The 20,166-nt window shown below is 72.3% G+C and carries 22 protein-coding genes and 1 riboswitch; of the genes, 12 read left to right on the top strand and 10 right to left on the bottom strand.

Annotated elements, in window-relative coordinates; all coding sequences use genetic code 11:
* The first annotated feature begins 40 nt into the window (after positions 1-40).
* The 6 genes from ACZ7DE_RS21695 to ACZ7DE_RS21670 all read left to right on the top strand — a co-directional run bounded on the left by ACZ7DE_RS21695 (position 41) and on the right by ACZ7DE_RS21670 (position 5,070).
* Positions 41-796: a metallophosphoesterase family protein gene (locus ACZ7DE_RS21695; protein WP_470763629.1), complete on the top strand. Its 756-nt coding sequence runs from the start codon at positions 41-43 to the stop codon at positions 794-796.
* Positions 797-876: 80 nt separating this feature from the next.
* Positions 877-1,320, top strand: a complete 444-nt coding sequence (locus ACZ7DE_RS21690) for an SRPBCC family protein (protein ID WP_470763566.1) — start codon at positions 877-879, stop codon at positions 1,318-1,320.
* A 124-nt stretch (positions 1,321-1,444) separates the two neighbouring features.
* Positions 1,445-2,611 (top strand): ArsA family ATPase, encoded by a 1,167-nt coding sequence (locus tag ACZ7DE_RS21685; protein ID WP_470763564.1) that lies wholly within the window; start codon positions 1,445-1,447, stop codon positions 2,609-2,611.
* A gap of 81 nt (positions 2,612-2,692) precedes the next feature.
* The gene (locus ACZ7DE_RS21680; protein ID WP_470763562.1) at positions 2,693-3,196 is read left to right on the top strand and encodes a DUF5304 domain-containing protein; all 504 of its coding nucleotides are present in this window, start codon (positions 2,693-2,695) and stop codon (positions 3,194-3,196) included.
* Between the two features lie 67 nt (positions 3,197-3,263).
* Positions 3,264-4,217, top strand: coding sequence for an ROK family glucokinase (locus ACZ7DE_RS21675; RefSeq protein ID WP_470763560.1), 954 nt, complete (start codon positions 3,264-3,266; stop codon positions 4,215-4,217).
* Positions 4,218-4,308: 91 nt separating this feature from the next.
* The gene (locus ACZ7DE_RS21670) at positions 4,309-5,070 is read left to right on the top strand and encodes an endonuclease/exonuclease/phosphatase family protein (protein WP_470763558.1); all 762 of its coding nucleotides are present in this window, start codon (positions 4,309-4,311) and stop codon (positions 5,068-5,070) included.
* A 155-nt stretch (positions 5,071-5,225) separates the two neighbouring features.
* On the opposite strand, the gene ACZ7DE_RS21665 is transcribed toward ACZ7DE_RS21670, so the two are convergent.
* Positions 5,226-5,864, bottom strand: coding sequence for a hypothetical protein (locus ACZ7DE_RS21665; protein ID WP_470763556.1), 639 nt, complete (start codon positions 5,862-5,864; stop codon positions 5,226-5,228).
* Positions 5,857-6,636, bottom strand: coding sequence for an alpha/beta hydrolase (locus tag ACZ7DE_RS21660; RefSeq protein WP_470763554.1), 780 nt, complete (start codon positions 6,634-6,636; stop codon positions 5,857-5,859). The genes ACZ7DE_RS21665 and ACZ7DE_RS21660 overlap by 8 nt, the downstream gene beginning before the upstream one ends.
* 159 nt (positions 6,637-6,795) lie before the next feature.
* Here ACZ7DE_RS21660 and ACZ7DE_RS21655 point away from each other — a divergent pair, with 159 nt between their 5' ends.
* Genes ACZ7DE_RS21655 through ACZ7DE_RS21645 form a run of 3 tightly spaced genes read left to right on the top strand, consistent with a single transcriptional unit; the run spans position 6,796 to position 9,491 of the window.
* Positions 6,796-7,554, top strand: a complete 759-nt coding sequence (locus ACZ7DE_RS21655) for a lysophospholipid acyltransferase family protein (protein WP_470763553.1) — start codon at positions 6,796-6,798, stop codon at positions 7,552-7,554.
* Positions 7,555-7,578: 24 nt separating this feature from the next.
* Positions 7,579-8,814 carry a MacS family sensor histidine kinase gene (gene macS / locus ACZ7DE_RS21650; protein WP_470763551.1) on the top strand — a complete coding sequence of 412 codons (1,236 nt, stop codon included), beginning with the start codon at positions 7,579-7,581 and terminating at the stop codon, positions 8,812-8,814.
* Positions 8,814-9,491, top strand: coding sequence for a response regulator (locus ACZ7DE_RS21645; RefSeq protein ID WP_470763549.1), 678 nt, complete (start codon positions 8,814-8,816; stop codon positions 9,489-9,491). The genes macS and ACZ7DE_RS21645 overlap by 1 nt, the downstream gene beginning before the upstream one ends.
* A gap of 138 nt (positions 9,492-9,629) precedes the next feature.
* Here the strand turns inward: ACZ7DE_RS21645 and ACZ7DE_RS21640 are convergent, their stop codons facing one another.
* Both ACZ7DE_RS21640 and ACZ7DE_RS21635 read right to left on the bottom strand, forming a co-directional pair.
* Complete coding sequence (locus tag ACZ7DE_RS21640) at positions 9,630-11,492, bottom strand: anthranilate synthase family protein (RefSeq protein WP_470763547.1); 1,863 nt, start codon at positions 11,490-11,492, stop codon at positions 9,630-9,632.
* A 109-nt stretch (positions 11,493-11,601) separates the two neighbouring features.
* On the bottom strand, positions 11,602-11,658 hold the full coding sequence (locus tag ACZ7DE_RS21635) for a trp operon leader peptide (protein WP_078912442.1): 57 nt from the start codon (positions 11,656-11,658) through the stop codon (positions 11,602-11,604).
* A 107-nt stretch (positions 11,659-11,765) separates the two neighbouring features.
* Between ACZ7DE_RS21635 and ACZ7DE_RS21630 the strand changes: the two genes are divergently transcribed.
* Positions 11,766-13,118, top strand: a complete 1,353-nt coding sequence (locus ACZ7DE_RS21630; RefSeq protein ID WP_470763546.1) for a class II 3-deoxy-7-phosphoheptulonate synthase — start codon at positions 11,766-11,768, stop codon at positions 13,116-13,118.
* 122 nt (positions 13,119-13,240) lie between these two features.
* Complete coding sequence (locus ACZ7DE_RS21625; protein ID WP_470763544.1) at positions 13,241-13,471, top strand: (2Fe-2S)-binding protein; 231 nt, start codon at positions 13,241-13,243, stop codon at positions 13,469-13,471.
* 18 nt (positions 13,472-13,489) lie between these two features.
* Here the strand turns inward: ACZ7DE_RS21625 and bfr are convergent, their stop codons facing one another.
* Positions 13,490-13,969, bottom strand: coding sequence for a bacterioferritin (bfr, locus tag ACZ7DE_RS21620; protein WP_470763542.1), 480 nt, complete (start codon positions 13,967-13,969; stop codon positions 13,490-13,492).
* 211 nt (positions 13,970-14,180) lie between these two features.
* Here bfr and ACZ7DE_RS21615 point away from each other — a divergent pair, with 211 nt between their 5' ends.
* Entirely contained in the window at positions 14,181-14,813 is a 633-nt protein-coding gene (locus tag ACZ7DE_RS21615; RefSeq protein ID WP_470763540.1) for a sulfite oxidase-like oxidoreductase, read from the top strand.
* A gap of 109 nt (positions 14,814-14,922) precedes the next feature.
* Here the strand turns inward: ACZ7DE_RS21615 and ACZ7DE_RS21610 are convergent, their stop codons facing one another.
* The 5 genes from ACZ7DE_RS21610 to thiO form a co-directional block, all read right to left on the bottom strand.
* Positions 14,923-15,801, bottom strand: coding sequence for a deoxyribonuclease IV (locus tag ACZ7DE_RS21610; protein ID WP_470763538.1), 879 nt, complete (start codon positions 15,799-15,801; stop codon positions 14,923-14,925).
* 34 nt (positions 15,802-15,835) lie between these two features.
* Positions 15,836-17,767 (bottom strand): Stk1 family PASTA domain-containing Ser/Thr kinase, encoded by a 1,932-nt coding sequence (gene pknB / locus ACZ7DE_RS21605; protein ID WP_470763537.1) that lies wholly within the window; start codon positions 17,765-17,767, stop codon positions 15,836-15,838.
* Between the two features lie 117 nt (positions 17,768-17,884).
* Positions 17,885-18,679: a thiazole synthase gene (locus ACZ7DE_RS21600; RefSeq protein WP_470763536.1), complete on the bottom strand. Its 795-nt coding sequence runs from the start codon at positions 18,677-18,679 to the stop codon at positions 17,885-17,887.
* Between the two features lie 5 nt (positions 18,680-18,684).
* Complete coding sequence (thiS, locus tag ACZ7DE_RS21595; protein WP_171401962.1) at positions 18,685-18,885, bottom strand: sulfur carrier protein ThiS; 201 nt, start codon at positions 18,883-18,885, stop codon at positions 18,685-18,687.
* Positions 18,882-20,048: a glycine oxidase ThiO gene (gene thiO, locus ACZ7DE_RS21590; RefSeq protein WP_470763534.1), complete on the bottom strand. Its 1,167-nt coding sequence runs from the start codon at positions 20,046-20,048 to the stop codon at positions 18,882-18,884. The genes thiS and thiO overlap by 4 nt, the downstream gene beginning before the upstream one ends.
* A riboswitch (TPP riboswitch) is annotated at positions 20,046-20,157 on the bottom strand. It overlaps the preceding gene by 3 nt.
* Positions 20,158-20,166 lie beyond the last annotated feature (9 nt).

The following is a 20,166-nucleotide window of genomic DNA, read 5'->3' as shown; positions in this document are numbered from 1 at the left end:
GGCACCCACACCGTCCGGTACGCGCGGAACACGCATTCACGTGGTCAGCGACGTACACGGCAACGCTCGCGACCTGGCCCGGGCCGCGGACGGCGCGGACGCGCTGATCTGTCTGGGCGACCTCGTCCTGTTCCTGGACTACGCCGACCACTCCCGCGGGATCTTCCCCGACCTCTTCGGCGTCGAGAACGCCGACCGCATCGTCGAACTGCGCACCGCCCGCCGCTTCGAGGAGGCCCGTGAGCTGGGCGCCCGGCTGTGGGGCGGCATCGGCGGCGACCGGGCCGCGCTGATCGAGCAGGCGGTCCGCAAGCAGTACGGCGAGATGTTCCCCGCCTTTCCGACCCCGACCTACGCCACCTACGGCAACGTCGACATGCCGCAGCTGTGGCCCGAGTTCGCCGGCCCGGGCACGACCGTCCTGGACGGCGAGCGGGTGGAGATCGGCGGCCGCGTCTTCGGCTTCGTGGGCGGCGGCCTGCGGACGCCGATGCGCACCCCCTACGAGATCAGCGACGAGGAGTACGCGGCGAAGATCGAGGCCGTCGGCGAGGTGGACGTGCTGTGCACCCACATCCCGCCGGAGGTCCCGGAACTCGTCTACGACACCGTGGCCCGCCGCTTCGAACGCGGCAGCCGCGCGCTGCTGGACGCCATCCGCCGCACCCGGCCCCGCTACTCCCTCTTCGGGCACGTCCACCAGCCGCTCGCGCGCCGGATGCGGATCGGGTCGACCGAGTGCGTGAACGTCGGACACTTCGCGGGCAGCGGCAAGCCATGGGCCCTGGAGTGGTGAACTCGCCCGGCCGACCGCGCGGTAGCCTTCACGCTGCACACACGTACCCTTACGGGCCCGCATCCGGAGGAGCCACGGCGATGGCGGAACACACCAGCTCGAGCATCACGATCGAGGCGGCACCGGCCGACGTCATGGCGGTGATCGCAGACTTCGCCCGCTATCCGGACTGGACCGGAGAGGTGAAGCAGGCGGAGGTCCTCAAGAAGGACGAGCAGGGCCGCGCCGAACAGGTCCGCCTGGTCATGGACGCCGGCGCGATCAAGGACGACCAGGTCCTCGGCTACACCTGGACCGGCGAGCACGAGGTGTCCTGGACGCTGGTGAAGTCCCAGATGCTGCGCCAGCTCGACGGCTCCTACCTCCTCAAGCCGGCCGGCGCCGGCGGCACCCAGGTCACCTACCAGCTCACGGTGGACGTCAAGATCCCCATGCTGGGCATGATCAAGCGCAAGGCGGAGAAGGTGATCATCGACCGGGCGCTGGCCGGCCTGAAGAAGCGGGTGGAGTCGGGCGAGAAGTAGGCGGCCCCTTCCTCGGGCACGGCCGGGCGCCACTCCGGCCGCCGCTCGAGGGCGAGGCTCCTCGGGACCGAAGCGGGTCCGGGGCGCAGGCCCCGGGCCGGCACGACCGGTACCGTTCACCCCCATGCGCACCCTCCTGATCACCGGCCCCGGCGGCAGCGGCCGTACCACGATCGCGGCCGCCACCGCACACCACGCAGCCGCCGGAGGCACTCGCACCCTCGTCCTGAGCGCCGACCGCACCGACACCCTCGGCGCGGCGCTCGGGGTGCGCACGGGTCCGAGTCCCGTGGACGTCGCCCCGCACCTCACCGCCTGGCGTCCCGACGCCGCCGCCGGCTTCCGGGACGACCTCGCCGGATTCCAGGACCGCGCCACCACCGTGCTCGACCTGCTCGGCGCCTCCCGGCTCGACCCGGAGGAGGTCACCCCTCTCCCCGGAGCCGAGGAACTGACCCTGCTGCGCGCACTGCGCGACGCCGCCCTCGCCGAGGCCCACGACCTCCTCGTGGTCGACCTGCCGCCCGCCCCGCAGGCCCTCGCCCTGCTCGCCCTCCCCGAGGAACTGCGCCGCTACCTGCGTCGTCTGCTCCCGCCCGAGCGCCAGGCGGCCCGCGCCCTGCGGCCCATGCTCGGCCGGCTCGCCGGGGTGCCGATGCCCGCCGAGTGGCTGTACGAGACGACCGCCCGCTGGGACATGGAGCTGGCCGCCGTCGAGGCCGTCCTCGCCGACCGCCGCACCGCCGTACGGCTCGTCGCCGAGCCCGGACCCGCCGGCGCCGACGCGCTCCGCGACGCCCGCCTCGGCCTCGCCCTGCGCGCCCTGCCCGTCGAGTCGCTCGTCGCCAACCGGTTGCTGCCGGAGACGGACACCGACGACGGCCGGCTCGGCCGGCTCGTCACCCAGCAGCGCAAGATCCTGGAGGAGTGGGGCGAGACGGCCCGTCCCGTCGCCCACCTCGGCCATGATCCCCGCGGCGCCGACGACCTCGCCGCACTCGCCGTGCCCGCCGTCAACCCGGCGGTCTCCCCGGTCGAGTGGCCCGTCGTCGACCGGCTCGAGCAGGACGGCGTGCTCGTCTGGCGCCTCCCGCTGCCCGGCGCCGTACGGGACGAACTCGACCTCGTCCGGCGCGGCGACGAACTCGTCGTCACCGCCGGGCCGTTCCGCCGCATCGTCGCGCTGCCCTCCGTGCTGCGCCGCTGCACCGTCGACGGCGCCGCCCTGCGCGACGGCGAGCTGTGCGTGCGCTTCGCCCCCGATCCCGGCCTGTGGCCGCGCGCGAAGTGAACGGCATACCGCCGTTCGGGTAACGTCGTAGAGACGAGCCGTAGTCAGGCGTCGTCCACCAGGAGTCGTCAGGAGTCCGCCATGAGCGAAGAGCGCCCCACGCCCGACGCCGCCGGGGAGCCCGCCGGGACACAGGGTTTCGACGAGGAGCGTCGCGCGAGCGACGCCGACGCCTGGGCCACCGCCGCCGCCGAGGACCTGGCGGCGGAGAAGGCCCGCCGCCGCGCCGAGCAAGGCCGGCCGCAGGGCTCGGCCGCCGACGAACTGCGCAAGCTCGTCGACGCCGTCAGCGACAAGCTGTCGTCGATCCAGTCCCCGCTGCTCGGAGCGGTCGCCGGACCCGCCGCCCAGCAGGCCGTGCGACAGGTCGTCCAGCAGGCCAGGGCCGCCGTGGAGCCCGTCATCGAGCGCAATCCGGATGTCTTCGACCACCTCGCGGCGGCCGGCAGCGAGCTCCTCGCCGCCTACCGCTCGGCGGTCCAGACCCAGGAACGGCGCTGGACGACCGGAGCGAGCGACCCGCGCGACACGGGCCGCGAAGGCGGCGACGACACCGGCCCGGGCCAGCGCATCGACTTGGACTGAAGCCTTCCCACGGCAGGGGCTCGGGTACGGTTGGCCGTAGCGGGGCTCGACCGGAACTGAGGGATTCATGGGACTCACCATCGGCGTCGACATCGGCGGCACGAAGATCGCGGCCGGCGTGGTCGATGAGGAAGGCAACATCCTCTCGACCCACAAGGTGCCGACCCCGGGCACGCCCGAGGGCATCGTGGACGCCATCGCCTCCGCCGTGGAGGGCGCGCGTGCCGGGCACGACATCGTCGGTGTGGGCATCGGCGCCGCCGGCTACGTCAACCGCCAGCGCTCCACGGTCTACTTCGCGCCCAACATCGACTGGCGCCAGGAGCCGCTGAAGGACAAGGTCGAGGCCCGCGTGGGTCTCCCGGTCGTCGTGGAGAACGACGCCAACGCAGCCGCGTGGGGCGAGTACAAGTTCGGTGCGGGCAAGGGGCACCGCAACGTCATCTGCATCACCCTCGGCACCGGCCTCGGCGGCGGCATCATCATCGGCAACAAGCTGCGCCGCGGTCACTTCGGCGTGGCCGCCGAGTTCGGCCACATCCGCATGGTGCCGGACGGCCTGCTGTGCGGCTGCGGCTCGCAGGGCTGCTGGGAGCAGTACGCCTCCGGTCGCGCCCTCGTGCGGTACGCCACGCAGCGCGCCAACGCCACCCCGGAACGTGCCGAGGTGCTGCTCGGGCTCGGCGACGGCACCCCCGACGGCATCGAGGGCAAGCACATCTCTATGGCCGCCCGCCAGGGCGACCCGGTCGCCGTGGACTCCTACCGCGAGCTCGCCCGCTGGGCCGGCGCCGGTCTCGCCGACCTCGCCTCCCTCTTCGACCCGTCCGCGTTCATCGTCGGCGGCGGCCTCTCCGACGAGGGCGACCTGGTCCTCGACCCGATCCGCAAGTCCTACAAGCGCTGGCTCGTCGGCGGCAACTGGCGTCCGGTGGCCGACGTCATCGCCGCCCAGCTCGGCAACAAGGCGGGCCTGGTCGGCGCGGCGGACCTGGCCCGGGAGCCCGACCCGATCATGTAGGCGTACCGCACGGTGCGGTGGGACGGGGGCCGCTCGCGGCCCCCGTTCGCTTTTCCGGACGTACGGGACGCGGCGGCGTATCTTGATCGCTATGCCGACGACGTCGCCGCTGCCCGACTCCCGTACCGAGCCCGACGGTTCGGCCGTCATCCGGGTCCTCAGCTACAACATCCGCTCGATGCGGGACGACACGGACGCCCTCGCCCGCGTCATCACCGCCTGCGCCCCCGACCTGGTCCTCGTCCAGGAAGCGCCGATCTTCTTCCGCTGGCGCAAGAAGCTGGCCGCTCTCGCCGCGGCCGCCGGCCAGGTGGTCCTCACCGGTGGCGGCACGGCCGCCGGACCCGCGATCCTCTGCTCGCTGCGGGCGACCGTCGAACGCACCGAGGACGTGCTGCTGCCGCTCACGCCGGGGGAGTTCCGGCGCGGCCTCGCCACCGCCGTGGTCCGCTTCGGCGGCACCAGGATCGGCGTCGTCAGCTGCCACCTGAGCCTGCGCGGGGACGAGCGCCACGAGCAGGGCGGCATGCTCCTCGACCGGCTCGCCGGGATGGGCGTGGAGCACGCGGTCGCGGGCGGCGACGTCAACGAACGGCCCGACGGACGCACCTTCGGCCGCCTGGCCGCGACCCTCCAGGACTGCCGTACCGCCGCGCCCTGGGGGGCCGAGCACACCTTCCCGTCCACCGGGCCGGACCGCCGCATCGACGGGATCTTCGCGACGAAGGGCGTGGAGGTACTGGGCTGCGGGGTGCCCCTCGGGCTGCGGGGCATCGCCGAGAACGACTTGAGGGCGGCCACGGACCACCTCCCGGTCCTCGCCGCCCTCAGAATTCCCGCCGCCGTCGCTTGAGACGACCGACCGCCGGTCGGTCAGGAACCCGCCCCTCCGTCACGAGCGCTCCGACGGTCGGACGACCGACCGCTCGCCGTCAGGACCCCGCCCCCGGGTCAGGAGCCCGCCTGTCGATCGGACGAACACCCGTCGGCCGGACGGACGGGCGTCGGTCAGACGACCGCGCCCCGGCCGGGGTCCCCGTCGTCTTCGTCGTCCGTCCGCATCCGCATCACCAGCGTGGCGAAGCCGCCGAGGAAGCCGCCGAGGGCGACCGTCGTCAGCCACCACGTCATCTCCCAGCCCAGCAGCACCGCGAGCAGGAGCAGCACGGGCCCGCCGATCACCCCGAGCCAGGCGAACTTGGCCGTGGTGTCGGCGGCGGGCAGCGGCGGCGGCTCCGGCGGGACGAAGTGACCCTCGTCCTCCTCGTCGAAGTCCTCCTCCACCGGTTCGGCCGCTGTGTAGTCGCGAGGTCCGACGCCGGGTGCGAAGGCGACCGAACTGCCCAGCGGCTTGGCCGGTTTCTTCTCCTCGCCGGGGTCCTTCACGGGCTCTTTGCCCGCTTCCGTCCCGGCCTCCTCGTCGTTCGCCTCGACTTCGAGGAGCGCCAGATCCTCGACCGACTTGAACGGCTTGGCGCCCGGCGGGTCCGGCGGTTCCTCGCCGTACCCCGCGACGATCGCCGCCCACGCCGCGGCCTCGTCGAAGGGCACGCTCTGCTCCTCCGGCTCGTGGCCCCGACGGGCATCCAGGCCGTCCCGCTCGTCCCGGTTCTCCCGGTCCTCGCGGTCGGCGTCGTGCTCAGCCACCTACGGCCGTCCCTTCCTTGCCGACACTGGGCGCGATCCGGGCGATGAACGCGTAGCTCTCCTCGAAGATCCGGTCCGCATCGTGGTCCAACGTTGCCACGTGGTAGCTCTGTTCCAGCAGGATCTCGGTCACGTCCGTCGAGGACACCCGGCTGAGCACCCGGGCCGAGTCCGCCGCCGGCACCACATGGTCCTGGACGCTGTGCAGGAGCAGCAGCGGCTGGGTGACCTGCGGCAACTCGCCGTCGACCAGCCGCAGGAAGGCGCGCAGGGAGTGCGCCGAGTGCAGCGGCACCCGGTCGTACCCGCTCTCCAGGACGCCCTCCCTGGCGATGTCGCTCGTGATCCCCTTCGTCGTGCGGACGACGTGGCGGGCCACCGGAAGCGCGTACGCGGACAGACCGTGGACCTTGTTCGCGGGGTTGACGACGATGACGCCCTCCACCCCCTCGCCGTGCCTGGCGGCCAGCCGCAGGGCCAGCGCTCCGCCCATGGACAGACCCGCCACGAACACCCTCGTGCAGCGGCGGCGCAGCGCGCGCAGCTCGCGGTCCACCTCCGCGTACCAGTCCTGCCAGCCGGTGAGCGCCATGTCCTCCCAGCGCGTGCCGTGCCCCGGCAGCAGCGGAAGGGAGACGGTCAGACCCTGCCCGGCCAGGTGGCGCGCCCAGGGCCGCAGCGACTGCGGGGAACCGGTGAAGCCGTGACAGAGGAGCACTCCGACCTCCCCGCCCTCATGGCGGTACGGCTCGGCTCCAGGAAGGACCGGCACCTTCGGTCTCCTGTCTTCGTCTGTTCTTCATGGGAGGGACGTGTGCTTCACCGTACGCGACCCCACTGACACCGACCAGGGTCGCCGGAGCCATTGCGGCCGCTCCGGGTTAAGGTCTGAGCGACACAAACAGGAGGCACTCGCTTGTTGTACGGCGCGATGAAGGTCGCTATCGGGGGACCGCTGAAGGTCGCCTTCAGGCCCTGGGTGGAGGGCCTCGAGAACATCCCCGACGAGGGCCCCGCGATCCTGGCGAGCAACCACCTGTCGTTCTCCGACTCGTTCTTCCTGCCCGCGGTCCTCGACCGCAAGGTCACCTTCATCGCGAAGGCCGAGTACTTCACCACGCCCGGTGTGAAGGGCCGGCTGACGGCGGCCTTCTTCAAGGGCGTCGGCCAGCTCCCGGTGGACCGCTCCGGCGGGCGCGGCGCGGGTGAGGCCGCGATCCGCAGCGGGATACAGGTGCTGGAGCGCGGTGAGCTGTTCGGCATCTACCCGGAGGGCACGCGCTCGCCCGACGGCCGGCTCTACCGGGGCAAGCCGGGCGGCCTCGCGCGCGTGGCGCTCGCCACCGGCGCGCCCGTGATCCCCGTCGCCATGATCGACACCGAGAAGATCCAGCCGCCGGGCAAGGTCCTCCCGAAGATCATGCGGCCCGGCATCCGCATCGGCAGGCCGCTGGACTTCAGCCGCTACCAGGGCATGGACCACGACCGGTTCGTGCTGCGCGCCGTGACCGACGAGGTCATGTACGAGATCATGAAGCTCTCCGGGCAGGAGTACGTCGACATGTACGCGACCGCCGCCAAGCGGCAGATCGCGGAAGCGGCGAAGGCCGAGAAAGAGGCGGAGAAGGCCGCGAAGGCGGCGCTCGCGCAGGCCGAGAAGGACCAGGCGGCGAAGGACAGAGACCAGTAGTCGGCGGTCCCGGGGGGCGGACGGATGGCCAAGCGCGAGAGAGTCCTGAGAATGTCGGTCGAGCTGCCGCTGTGGCGTGCGCTCGCCGGCTACCGGGTGCTCACCATGCTGTACGCGGTGGGCTTCTTCGCCACCGCCTACGACGGGTTCGTACGTCCCTGGGTGGCCGTCGCCTACTACAGCGTCCTGGCCGTGTGGACCCTGGCCACCCTGCCCCGGGTCGCGAACGCGGCGAGCTGCACCAAGCGCTTCCTCGCCGCCGACCTCACCATCGCACTGGTCGGCATCATGCTCACGACCGTCGCCGACGCACCCGAGCGCATCCAGGCGGGCGGTCCGACGCTGCCGTCGATATGGACCGCCGGCTCCGTCCTGGCCTTCGCCATCAAGGGCGGCTGGCGCTGGGCGGCCGTCGCCTCCTCCGCGGTCGCCGTCGTCAACCTCGTCGAGCGCGGCACCCCGGCCCGGGACACCGTCCACAACGTGATCCTGGTCTGGGTCGCCTCCATCGCCATCGGCTACGTCGTCGAGGTCGCCCGCGCCTCCGAGCGCACCCTCGCCCGCGCCCTGGAGATCGAGGCGGCGACGCGGGAGCGGGAACGCCTCGCCCGGGACATCCACGACAACGTGCTGCAGGTGCTGGCCATGGTGCAGCGGCGCGGCGCGGTGATCGGCGGCGAGGCGGCCGAGCTGGGCCGGATGGCGGGGGAGCAGGAGGTGGCGCTGCGCACACTGGTCTCCGGCGGCCTCGTGCCGGTCTCCCGGGTCTCCCAGGACGCGGCCGACGGCGCCGTCGTCTACGCGGTGGAGGAGCCGTCGCCGGAGCCGTCCGAGCAGGACGGGCCCGTCGACCTGCGCGCGCTGCTCGCCCCCTTCGCCGCCGCCCGCGTCAACCTCGCCGAGCCCGGCGCCCCGGTGCCGCTGCCGGCGCCCGCCGCGAGGGAGCTGGCCGCGGCGGTCGGGGCCGCCCTGGACAACGTCCGCCGGCACGCCGGCGAGGACGCCCGGGCCTGGATCCTCGTCGAGGACGAGCCCGACGCGGTGATCGTCACCGTGCGGGACGACGGGCCGGGCATCCCGGAGGGGCGGCTCGCGCAGGCCGAGGGCGAGGGACGGCTCGGCGTCGCCCAGTCGATCCGCGGCCGGCTGCGCGACCTCGGCGGCAGCGCCGAGCTGATCTCGACGCCGGGGCAGGGCACGGAGGTCGAACTGACGGTGCCGAAGGAGAAGAACGTGCAGCGGGGGAAGGCAGGACAGTGATGAGCCGGCAACAGGATCCGATCAGGGTCATGGTGGTCGACGACCACCCCATGTGGCGCGACGCGGTCGCCCGGGATCTGGCGGAGTCGGGCCTCGACGTGGTCGCCACCGCCGGCGACGGCGAGCAGGCCGTGCGCCGCGCCAACGCGGCCATGCCGGACGTGCTCGTGCTGGACCTGAACCTGCCCGCGAAGCCGGGCGTCCAGGTCTGCAAGGAGGTCGTCGCCGCGAACCCCGCCCTGCGGGTCCTCGTGCTGTCGGCGAGCGGCGAGCACGCCGACGTGCTGGAGGCGGTGAAGTCCGGCGCGACCGGCTATCTGCTGAAGTCGGCGTCCACGGAGGAACTGCTGGACGCGGTGCGCCGGACGGCCGTCGGCGACCCCGTGTTCACGCCGGGCCTGGCCGGCCTGGTCCTGGGCGAGTACCGGCGCCTGGCCTCCGACCCCGGTCCCGCCGCCGGCGGCGACGAGCCGAACGCGCCCCGGCTGACCGACCGGGAGACCGAGGTGCTGCGGCTGGTCGCCAAGGGCCTGAGCTACAAGCAGATCGCCGAACGCCTCGTCATCTCCCACCGCACGGTCCAGAACCACGTCCAGAACACCCTCGGCAAGCTGCAGCTGCACAACAGGGTGGAACTGGTCCGGTACGCCATCGAACGGGGCCTCGACGACGAGTGAGGGCCCTCGCCGCGCGGTGGACGGAGCCCTCGTCACCGTCGGCGGCGAGGACACCGTCGGCGGCGAGGGCCGCCCCGGCGGCGAGGGCGGCCCGTCGCCGGCGGCGAGGCGGACCACCGGCGCTCTGCGGCCGGGCCGCTACGGCCGCAGGCTCGGCGCGCCGATCCCGGCCACCGCCTCGCGCACCACGGCCGTCCCGTTCAGCGTCAGCACCGACTCCGGATGGAACTGCACCCCGGCGAACCCGGGTCCCCGCAGGGCGTGCACCTCGCCGTTCGGGGCCCGGCTCACCTCCACCCCGTGGGCGGCCAGTTCCCGCGCGGCGTCGTCGTCGCACCGCGCCACGAAGCTGTTGTAGAAGCCGACGGTCTCCGCCCGTCCGAACAGGTCGATCACCGTCTGCGCCCCCTGGTACGGCACCTCCTTGCGGACGATGTCCATCCCCAGCTCGGCCGCGATCAGCTCGTGCCCGAGACAGACGCCGAGCACCCCGTGCCGGTGCTCCCGCAGCACCCGGGCGGTCAGCTCCCGCAGGAACCGCATCTTGGGATCGTCCAGGTCGGACGGGTCGCCGGGGCCCGGACCCAGCACCACCGGCCCCTGGTGCGCGAGCACCGCCGCCCGCAGCCCGGGCTCGTCGTAGCGCCGGACGCTCACCCGAAGGCCGCTGGAGCGCAGAACGTGCGCGAGCATCGCCGTGAAGGTGTCCTCGGCGTCGACGACCAGCGCGTGCCCGGTCAGCTCCCGCGTCGGCTCCTGCATCCGCAGCCAGAACGGCGCCAACGAGGCCCGACGTCCGTCGAGCGCGGCCCGCACCCGGGGGTCGTCGGCGAGCTGCGGCCGTACGCCCTGCGCGCGCGGGCGCTGCGCACGCACCCCCAGCGCCGCCAGCACCCCTGCCGCCTTGGCGTGCGTCTCCGCGACCTCGCCCGCCGGGTCCGACCCCCGCACCAGGGTGGCCCCGACCGGCACCCGCAGCCGCCCGGCCGCGTCGATGTCGGCGGTGCGGATGAGGATGGGGGAGTCGAGGGTCTGCGCCCCGCCCGAGTCGCGCCCGATCAGGGCCAGCGCGCCCGCGTAGTACGCCCGCCCGCCGACCTCGTGGCGCTCGATGACCCGGCAGGCGTTCTGCACCGGCGAGCCGGTGACGGTCGCCGCGAACATGGTCTCCTTCAGCACCTCCCGGACGTCCAGCGAGGACTTGCCGCGCAGTTCGTACTCGGTGTGCGCGAGGTGTGCCATCTCCTTCAGCCGCGGCCCGACCACCACCCCGCCCATGTCGCCGACGGTGCACATCATCTTGAGTTCCTCGTCGACGACCATCGACAGCTCCTCGATCTCCTTGCCGTCGGCGAGGAAGTCCAGCAGATGTCCGGGGGTCGGCCCCTCGTCGGGATACCGGTACGTCCCGCTGATCGGGTTCATGACGACCGTGCCGCCGGACATCCGCACATGCACCTCGGGGCTGGCGCCGACCAGTGTCCGGTCACCGGTGTGCACGACGAACGTCCAGTACGCGCCGCGCTCGCCCTCCAGCAGCCGCCGGAACAGGGCGAGGGCGTCGGCGCGCCCGAACCCGGGGATCTCCCCCTGGTAGGTCCGCCGGATCACGAAGTTCGCGCCCTCCCCCCGGCCGATCTCGTCGCGCAGCACCCGTCCGACGATCTGCGCGTACGCGTCGTCGGCGACGTCGAAGCCGCCGTTGTCGACTCTCACCTCGTGGGCGGGCAGCTGGGCGATCGCCGTGGCGAGCGGGATCTCGTACCGCTCCTCGGGGGTCAGGACGGTCAGCGGGGTGCCGTCGTCGCGCACGTCGAAGCCGCGCTCGCGGATCTGGCGGAAGGGAACGAGCGCGAGGCCCTCGTCGGGGAGGTCGGCGAGCCGGTCGTGGTCGGCGACCGGGCCGAGGAGCAGTTCCACGACGTGGTCGTCGTGGCCCGGCGTGCGGCGGCGCAGCAGGGCGAACGGGCGGGGATCGTCCAGCAGGTCGAGCAGATGCATGGGGCGTGTCCTTCTCGCTGGGAGGAGCTGTCAGGAGAGGGACGGCCGGGCCCGGAAACACCGAAGGCCGCCCCTCGGGCGGCCTTCGCGACGTCTTGGGTACGCGCAGTCAGTGGGCCGCCGGATGAGCGGTCCACCACCAGTTCTGGGTCGAAAGCGCGAACATGCGCCGCACCCTACCGCATGCGTCCCGGCCCCACAGGTGAGCGGTACTGCGTCTCACCTGTCGAGCCGGGCGAAAAGGACTCGACACGACCCCGTAATGTGGAGGGCGTGACCGTGAACGCTAAGACCAGCTCCAGCGCTGGCAACACCTGGCGAGACCTGCCCGCGGCGCAGCAGCCCGAGTACCCCGACACCGAGGCTCTGCGCGCAGTGATCGCGGACCTCGAGTCGTATCCGCCGCTCGTCTTCGCGGGCGAGTGCGACCAGCTGCGCGCCCGGATGGCGGCCGTCGCCAAGGGAGAGGCGTTCCTCCTCCAGGGCGGCGACTGCGCCGAGGCTTTCGACGCGGTGTCCGCCGACCACATCCGCAACAAGCTCAAGACGCTGCTCCAGATGGGCGCCGTGCTGACGTACGCGGCCTCCGTGCCGGTCGTCAAGGTCGGCCGCATCGCCGGCCAGTACTCCAAGCCGCGTTCCAAGGGCACCGAGACCCGCGACGGCGTGACGCTGCCGACGTACCGCGGCGACTCGGTCAACGGCTTCGAGTTCAACGAGGCGGCCCGCATCCCGGACCCCGAGCGCCTGAAGCGGATGTACAACGCGTCCGCCTCCACGCTCAACCTGGTGCGCGCCTTCACCACCGGCGGTTACGCCGACCTGCGCCAGGTGCACGCCTGGAACCAGGACTTCGTGAAGTCGTCGCCGTCCGGCCAGCGCTACGAGCAGCTCGCCCGCGAGATCGACAACGCGCTCAACTTCATGCACGCCTGCGGGGCCGACCCGGAGGAGTTCAAGACGGTCGAGTTCTTCTCCTCGCACGAGGCGCTGCTGCTCGACTACGAGTCCGCGCTCACCCGCGTCGACTCCCGCACCGGGCAGCTGTACGACGTCTCGGCCCACATGGTGTGGATCGGCGAGCGCACCCGGCAGCTGGACCACGCGCACATCGAGTTCGCCTCGAAGATCCGCAACCCGGTCGGCATCAAGCTCGGCCCGACGACCACGGCCGAGGAGGCGCTGCAGTACATCGAGCGTCTCGACCCCGACCGTGAGCCGGGCCGGCTGACCTTCATCGTCCGCATGGGCGCCGACAAGGTCCGCGACAAGCTGCCGGAGCTGGTCGAGAAGGTCACCGCCTCGGGCGCGACCGTGGCCTGGATCACCGACCCGATGCACGGCAACACCTACGAGGCGGCCTCGGGTCACAAGACCCGCCGCTTCGACGACGTGCTCGACGAGGTCAAGGGCTTCTTCGAGGTCCACAAGGGCCTCGGCACCCACCCGGGCGGCATCCACGTCGAGCTGACCGGTGACGACGTCACCGAGTGCGTGGGCGGCGGCGACGAGATCTTCGTCGACGACCTCCACCAGCGCTACGAGACCGCCTGCGACCCGCGTCTGAACCGCAGCCAGTCCCTGGACCTGGCGTTCCTGGTGGCGGAGATGTACCGGGACCAGTAGTCGTCGGTCATGGGAGTGGGGCGCGGATCACATACGATCCGCGCCCCACTCCACTTTTGTGCTCGCCGAGTGCCGGGTAAGGTTAGGTTAGCCTTATTGATCTCGGCGGGAGGTGAATCCGCGTGTACGTCTGCAGCTGCTTCGGTGTGACCGAAGCGCAGGTCCAGCGGCACGCGGACGACGGGGCCTGCACGCCCCGCCAGATCGCCTCCGCCTGCAAGGCCGGCACGGACTGCGGCTCGTGCGTCCGCCGCATCCAGGCGATCCTCGGCCGGGGCGCCTGCTCCCGCCGAGACCTGACCGACCGCGTCGCGCCCGTGGTCGCCGGACTCGAGGACGCGGCGGCGGCCTAGCGGCCCCGAGGTCCCGCCTCAGCCCTCCGGCTGCTCGATCAGCTGGGCGATGTACAGCGCCTCGCCGAGCTTCTCCACCAGTTCCAACTGTGTGTCGAGGTAGTCGATGTGGTGTTCCTCGTCCGCGAGGATCGACTCGAAGATGTTCGCCGACGTGATGTCGCCCTTCTCGCGCATCACCTTGATGCCGCGCCTGAGGCGGTCGATGGCCTCGACCTCGACCTGCCGGTCGGCCTCGAACATCTCCTTGACCGTCTGGCCGACCCGCACGTGGAACAGGCGCTGGTAGTTCGGCAGACCGTCCAGGAAGAGAATCCGGTCGGTGAGCACCTCGGCGTGCTTCATCTCGTCGAACGACTCGTGCCGCGTGTACTTCGCGAGCTTCGTCCAGCCGAAGTTCTCCTGCATCTTGGCGTGGAGGAAGTACTGGTTGATCGCGGTGAGCTCGCCGGTGAGCTGCTCGTTGAGGAACTCGATGACCTCGGGGTCGCCCTGCATCGCAGAGGCTCCTTCCACGTGGGTACTCGGAGAGGAAATCCGGGGAGGGAATTCGGGGTGGTTGCCGCCGCATGATTTCACCGGTGACGAAGATCGTCCAGTAAGTGCGTACTTAGTAAGTTAGTGCATGCTTAGTAGCAGTTGCCCGATTCGGGATTTGCCCGGTCATGGCTGGTCATGTGCACCGTCCCGGGTCTGTCAGGATGGAGTCATGGGTCAGCCGGTGGAGCGCGAATCTGGAGAAGAAGCGGTGTCCGAGCTTCCGCCGGGACAGCGACTGCAGCGTGGCTGGCCCGTCACCCACTACGGTCCGGTGCCCAAGTTCCGGCCCGAACGGTGGGACTTCAGGGTCTTCGGCGCCACCGCCGACGGCGAGAAGCACTCCTGGAACCACGAGGAGTTCACGGCCCTTCCCCACGCGTCCGTGGTGGCCGATCTGCACTGCGTGACGAAGTTCAGCATGCTCGGCGCCGAGTGGGGCGGCATCCCGGCCCGCACGATCCTCGACATCGCGCCCCCCGCGCCCCACGTCACCCATGTGATGGTGTGGGCCGAGTACGGGTTCAGCTCGAACCTGCGCCTCGCCGACTTCACCGCCGACCGCACGATCTTCGCCACCCACAAGGACGGCGAGCTGCTCACGGCGGAACACGGCTTCCCGCTCCGGCTGGTCGTGCCGCACCTGTACGCCTGGAAGGGGCCCAAGTGGGTCCGGGGCGTCGAGTACATGACCGCCGACCGGCGGGGATTCTGGGAGGAGCGCGGCTATCACAACGTCGGCGATCCCTGGAAGGAACAGCGCTACTCGTACCAGGAGGGCCCGGGGGACGGCCCCGAGCTCTGACGCGCCGGGGCGCGGGAGCCCCCGGCGCCTCGGCCGCACCCGGAGTTCTCCAGCGGTCCCCGACGTTCTTCGGCGGTCCCAGACGTTCTTTCGCCGCACCCGGGGTGCGTCAGCCGTCCCGGAGTTTCTTCAGGCGCTCCACGTCCGCCGCGTGACCTTCCTTGCCGCCGGGCGTCTCGATGATCAGCGGCACGCCCGCGGTCGCCGGGTGGGTGAGCAGCGCCCGGAACGGGTCCTCGCCGATGTGACCGGCGCCGATGTTCTCGTGCCGGTCCTTGTGGGCGCCGACCACGTCCTTCGAGTCGTTGGCGTGGATCAGCTTCAGCCGGCCCTCGCCGACCGTGTCCACCAGCAGGTCGAGCGTCTGGTGCATGCCGGCCGGGCCGGTCAGGTCGTGCCCGGCGGCGAAGACATGGCAGGTGTCGAGACAGACCCCGAGCCTGGGGTGGGCGTCGAGCGCCTCGAAGTACGGTCCGAAGTCCCAGGCGCGGGAGCACAGTGAGGAGCCCTGGCCCGCGGTGGACTCCAGCAGCACGAACGGGTCGTCGTCGTGGGTGAGCTCGTCCAGCAGCGGCAGCAGATGCTCGCGCACCTGCTTCAACGCCACGGAACGGTCGCGTCCGCCGGTCGCGCTTCCCGTGTGCACGACCACGCCCAGCGCGCCGATCTGCCGCCCGCGGCGCAGCGAGTGCCGCATCGACTCCACCGACCGCTCCGCCGTCGCCTCGGTGTGCGAGCCGAAGTTGATCAGGTACGGCGCGTGCACGTACGCCGGGACCGACTCCGCCGCGCACCGCTCCCGGAAGGCCTCGTCCTGCCGCGGGTTCCCGACGGGCGTGGCCCAGCCGCGCGGGTTGGCGACGAACACCTGGACCGTCTCCGCCCCGAGGTCATGGGCGTACGACAGGCCCACGTCGTGCAGGCCGCCGGCCACGGGGACATGACTGCCGACGGGGTTGCGGGAGCGCAGGGGGGCTTCAGGACTCACCCGTTCAGGGTGTCATGTCCGCCGGGCGCGCCGGTCACCGGATGGTGATCGTGATCGTCGAGCCCTTGGGCGCCGTGTCGCCGGCCTCCACGGACTGGCTCTTCACCGTGTCGCCGAACAGCCCGAGCAGCCCGCGGTCCTCCTTGACCTCGAACCCGGACTGCTCCAGGAGCGACGTGGCGTCGTCGACGCTCGCGCCCACCACGTCGGGGACCTCGACCATCTCCGGGCCCTTGGACAGTGTCAGCGTCACCGTGTCGCCGTCGGCGACCTGGCTGTCCGCCTTCGGTGTCTGCGCGGCGACCTGCCCCTTGTCGAACTCGGAGTTGACCTCCTGGGCGGAGACCTTCACCTTCAGGCCGGCCTCCTCCAGCTCGGCCCTGGCGTCTTCCAGATCCTCGCCGGTGACGTCCGGGACGTCGATCGGGCTGCCCTTGCTCACGACGATCGCGACCGCGGTGCCCGCGCGGCGCTGCTTGCCCGCGCCGGGGTCGGTGCTGACGACGAAGCCCTTGATGACGTCCTCACTGAAGGCCTCGGTGACCAGGCCCGGCTCGAGGCCGTCCGCCTTCAGCAACTCCTCGGCCTTGTCCAGCCGGGAGCCCTTCACGTCCGGCACCTTCACGATCTCGGGGCCGTCGGAGACGGTGAGCGTGACCGCGTCGTGCTTGCGGATGCGGGCGCCCGGATCCGGGTCCGTGTCCATGACGGTGCCGCGCTTCACGGTGTCGCTGTGCCGGTGCTCGACCTTGCCCACCTTCAGCCCGGCCGCCTCCAGCCGCTTGGTGGCCTCGGCCTCCTTCTGCGTCAGCACCGCGGGGACCTTGGTGAACTGGCCGGAGTTGATGTACCAGACGCCCGCGCCCACGCCGAGCACCAGCAGCACGGCGGTGATCAGCGCGAGCACCCCGCGGCGGGGCCGCACGGAACGGCGCCGGGGCGGCAGGGGCGGCGGGCTCTGCAACCGGGAGGTGTGGTGGAGCGCGACCTCTTCGTCGTCGTCGCCTACGGGCAGGCGCCGGGGGACGGTCAGGGAGCGCGGGATCACGCTGGTGCGGTCCTCGGCGTTGTCGTGCGCGGCGGAGACCGCCTGCGGGGGCAGCGCGTCCAGCTGGTCCTCGCTGAGCGTGGCGCGCGCCTCGCGCACCTCGCCCAGCAGCGCGACGGCGTCGTGCGGGCGGACGTCCGTCGTGCGGGCGGTGGCGGCCGCGACCAGCTCGTCCAGCGCGAACGGCAGGCCGGGCACGACGGCCGACGGCGGCGGCACGTCCTCGTGGAGGTGCTTGTACAGCACGATCGCGGGGGAGTCCCCGTCGTGCGGCTTCTCGCCGGTGAGCATCTCGTAGAGCACGACCCCGCACGCGTACACGTCGACCCTGGGGTCGGCGGCGCCGGGCTGCTCGATCTGTTCGGGGGCGAGATAGGCGACGGTGCCGAGCACGGCGCCGGTGGTGCTGGTCACGGTGTCCACGGACCGCACCAGCCCGAAGTCGGCGACCTTGACCCGCCCGTCGTCCCCTATCAGCACGTTCTCGGGCTTCATGTCCCGGTGCACGAAGCCGGCGCGGTGGGCCGCGCCCAGCGCCGCGAGCACCGGCTCCATGATGTCGAGCGCGGCCCTCGGCTGCAGCGCCCCGCGCTCACGCAGCACGTCGCGCAGCGTGCAGCCGGCGATGTACTCCATGGCGAGGTAGACGTACGACCCGTCGGCACCCTGGTCGAACACCTGCACGACGTTCGGGTGCGCGAGGCGGGCGACGGACTTCGCCTCACGGATGAACCGCTCGACGAACGCCGCGTCGACGGCGAGCGCCGGGTGCATCACCTTGAGCGCGAGCACGCGGTCGAGGCGGGTGTCCACGGCCCGGTAGACCGTGGCCATCCCGCCGACCGCGATCCGCGCCTCGACGCGATACCGGCCGTCGAGCACCTGCCCGACCAGAGGGTCCTGAAGGGTCGTGTCCACGCAGGTGAGTGTACGAGCCGTCACCGACAACTCACCGGTCCCGCCGGGATCGCAGCGGGACTGCAGCCGACCTGTGACGCGAGTCGCGGAAGGGAGTCGTTGTCGGCCGGACGGGGGTCAGAACGCGGGGCGCTCCGGGTCCAGCGCCGCCAGGCCCTCGGCGGGGGACGACGCCTGCGCGAAGTAGCGGCGGGGGATGCGGCCCGCCAGCCGGGCCAGCCTGCCCGCCTCGACGCCGGCCCGCATGGCGGACGCCATCCGTTCGGGATCCTGCGCCCGCGTCACCGCCGACGCCAGCATCACCCCCGCACACCCCAGTTCCATCGCCAGGGCCACGTCCGACGCCGTACCGGCGCCCGCGTCCAGAATCACCGGCACACGCGCGTGCTCCACGATCAGCTGGAAGTTGTGCGGGTTGCGGATGCCCAGGCCGGAGCCGATCGGAGACCCCAGCGGCATGACCGCGGCGCAGCCTACGTCCTCCAGCTTCCGCGCCAGCACGGGGTCGTCGTTGGTGTACGGCAGCACCGTGAACCCGTCGTCCACCAGCGTCTCCGCCGCATCCAGCAACTCCACCGGATCCGGCAGCAGCGTCCGCTCGTCGGCGATGACCTCCAGCTTGACCAGCTCGGTACCGAGCGCCTCCCTGGCCAGCCGCGCCGTCAGCACGGCCTCGCCGGCCGTGAAACACCCCGCGGTGTTCGGCAGCACCCGGATGCCCAGGCGCTCCAGCACCGACAGCACCGAACCGTGCACCGTGGGGTCCACCCGGCGCATCGCGACCGTCGTCAGCTCGGTCCCGGAGGCGACCAGGGCCCGCTCCAGCACCTCCAGGCTGGGCGCACCCCCCGTGCCCATGATCAGCCGCGACGAGAAGGACAGGCCCCCGAGGGCGAAGGAATCGTCGGCCATGGCTCTCAACCCCCCTGGACCGCGGTCAGGACTTCCACGCGGTCGCCGTCGCGCAGAGCCGTGGACGGCCACTGCGCGCGCGGGACGACGGTCTCGTTGAGCGCGGCGGCCACCCCGGAGGGCGCCGGCGTCAGGGACCGTACGACGCTGTCGAGAGCCGTGCCGGGAGCGAACTCCCGCCGCTCGCCGTTCACCGAGACGTTCATGCGGGCTGCTCCGAGAGTGCGGCGACGCCGAAGCGCCGGGGCGTGAAGGGTCGGGCCTCGTCCGGGAGTTCCCCGGTGGCCAGGGCGTGCGCCATCGCGTCGCCGGTCACCGGCGTCAGCAGCACGCCGTTGCGATAGTGCCCGGTCGCCAGCGACAGCCCCGCGAGCTCCGTCGGCCCGAGCAGCGGCGCGTTGTCCGGGGATCCCGGCCGCAGCCCCGCGCGGGTCTCCGTGAGCGGCAGCTCGGTGATCCCCGGGACCAGTTCGTGGGCGTCGCGCAGCAGCTCGTACACGCCCCCCGCCGTGACCGTCGTGTCCCAGCCCATTTCCTCGCTGGTCGCGCCGACCACCAGCTCGCCGTTCTCGCGCGGCACCAGGTAGACCTGGCTGCCGCGCACCACGGCCCGCACGGTCCGGCTCAGGAACGGCGCGTACCGCTGCGGCACGGTCAGCCGCAGCACCTGCCCCTTCACCGGCCGCACGGGCGGCACGACGTCCTGCGGGACCCCCGCGAGCCGCCCGCTCAGGCTGCCGCCGGCGAGCACCACCTGCCCCGCGGGCAGCGTCGTCCCGTCCCGCGTGACGACCCCCTCGGCCCGCTCGCCCGCCACGCACAGCCGCTCGGCCCAGTCCCGGCGGAACACCACGCCCGCCCGCTCGCACGCGGTCACCAGGGCCGCGGTCAGCCGTCGCGGGTCGATCTGGTGGTCGCCGTCCACCCGCAGACCGCCGCGCACCCCCGGCGCGAGCATCGGCTCCAGGCGCCGGCACTCGCGCCCGGACAGCCACTCCGACTCCAGCCCCGACTGCCGCTGCAGGGCGTGCAGTTCGCGCAGATGGGCACGGTCGTCGGCGTCCAGCGCCACCGCGAGCGTGCCGCACCGCCGGTAACCGAGGTCCTGCCCGGTCAGCTCGGTGAGCTCGGCCGCGAAGTCCGGATAGCGCCGGGCCGAGGCGAGGTTGAGGCCGAGCAGTGTCTGCTCGCCGTGGTGCAGTTCGGTGACGGCGGCCAGCATGCCGGCGGCCACCTGGGCGGCCCCGCCGCCCGGCCGCGGGTCCACCACCGCCGTGGCGAAGCCGCGCTGCGCGGCCCGCCAGGCCGTGACCAGCCCGATGATCCCGCCCCCGATGACGAGGACGTCTGACGTACGTGGAGACGACATGGGCGTCCAGCCCCTCCCTTCGCCGGCATGACCCGGATCAGGTTCGTACGGTCGGAGGCCGCCAGCCTCCCTCTCAGCCCGGTGCGTCCGGGCTCCCGCGAGTGCTCTACGGTGGCCA

Source organism: Streptomyces sp. NPDC037083 (assembly GCF_055606485.1).
Note: the sequence above shows the minus strand (reverse complement) of the source record. Positions and strands in the feature narration are given on the sequence as shown.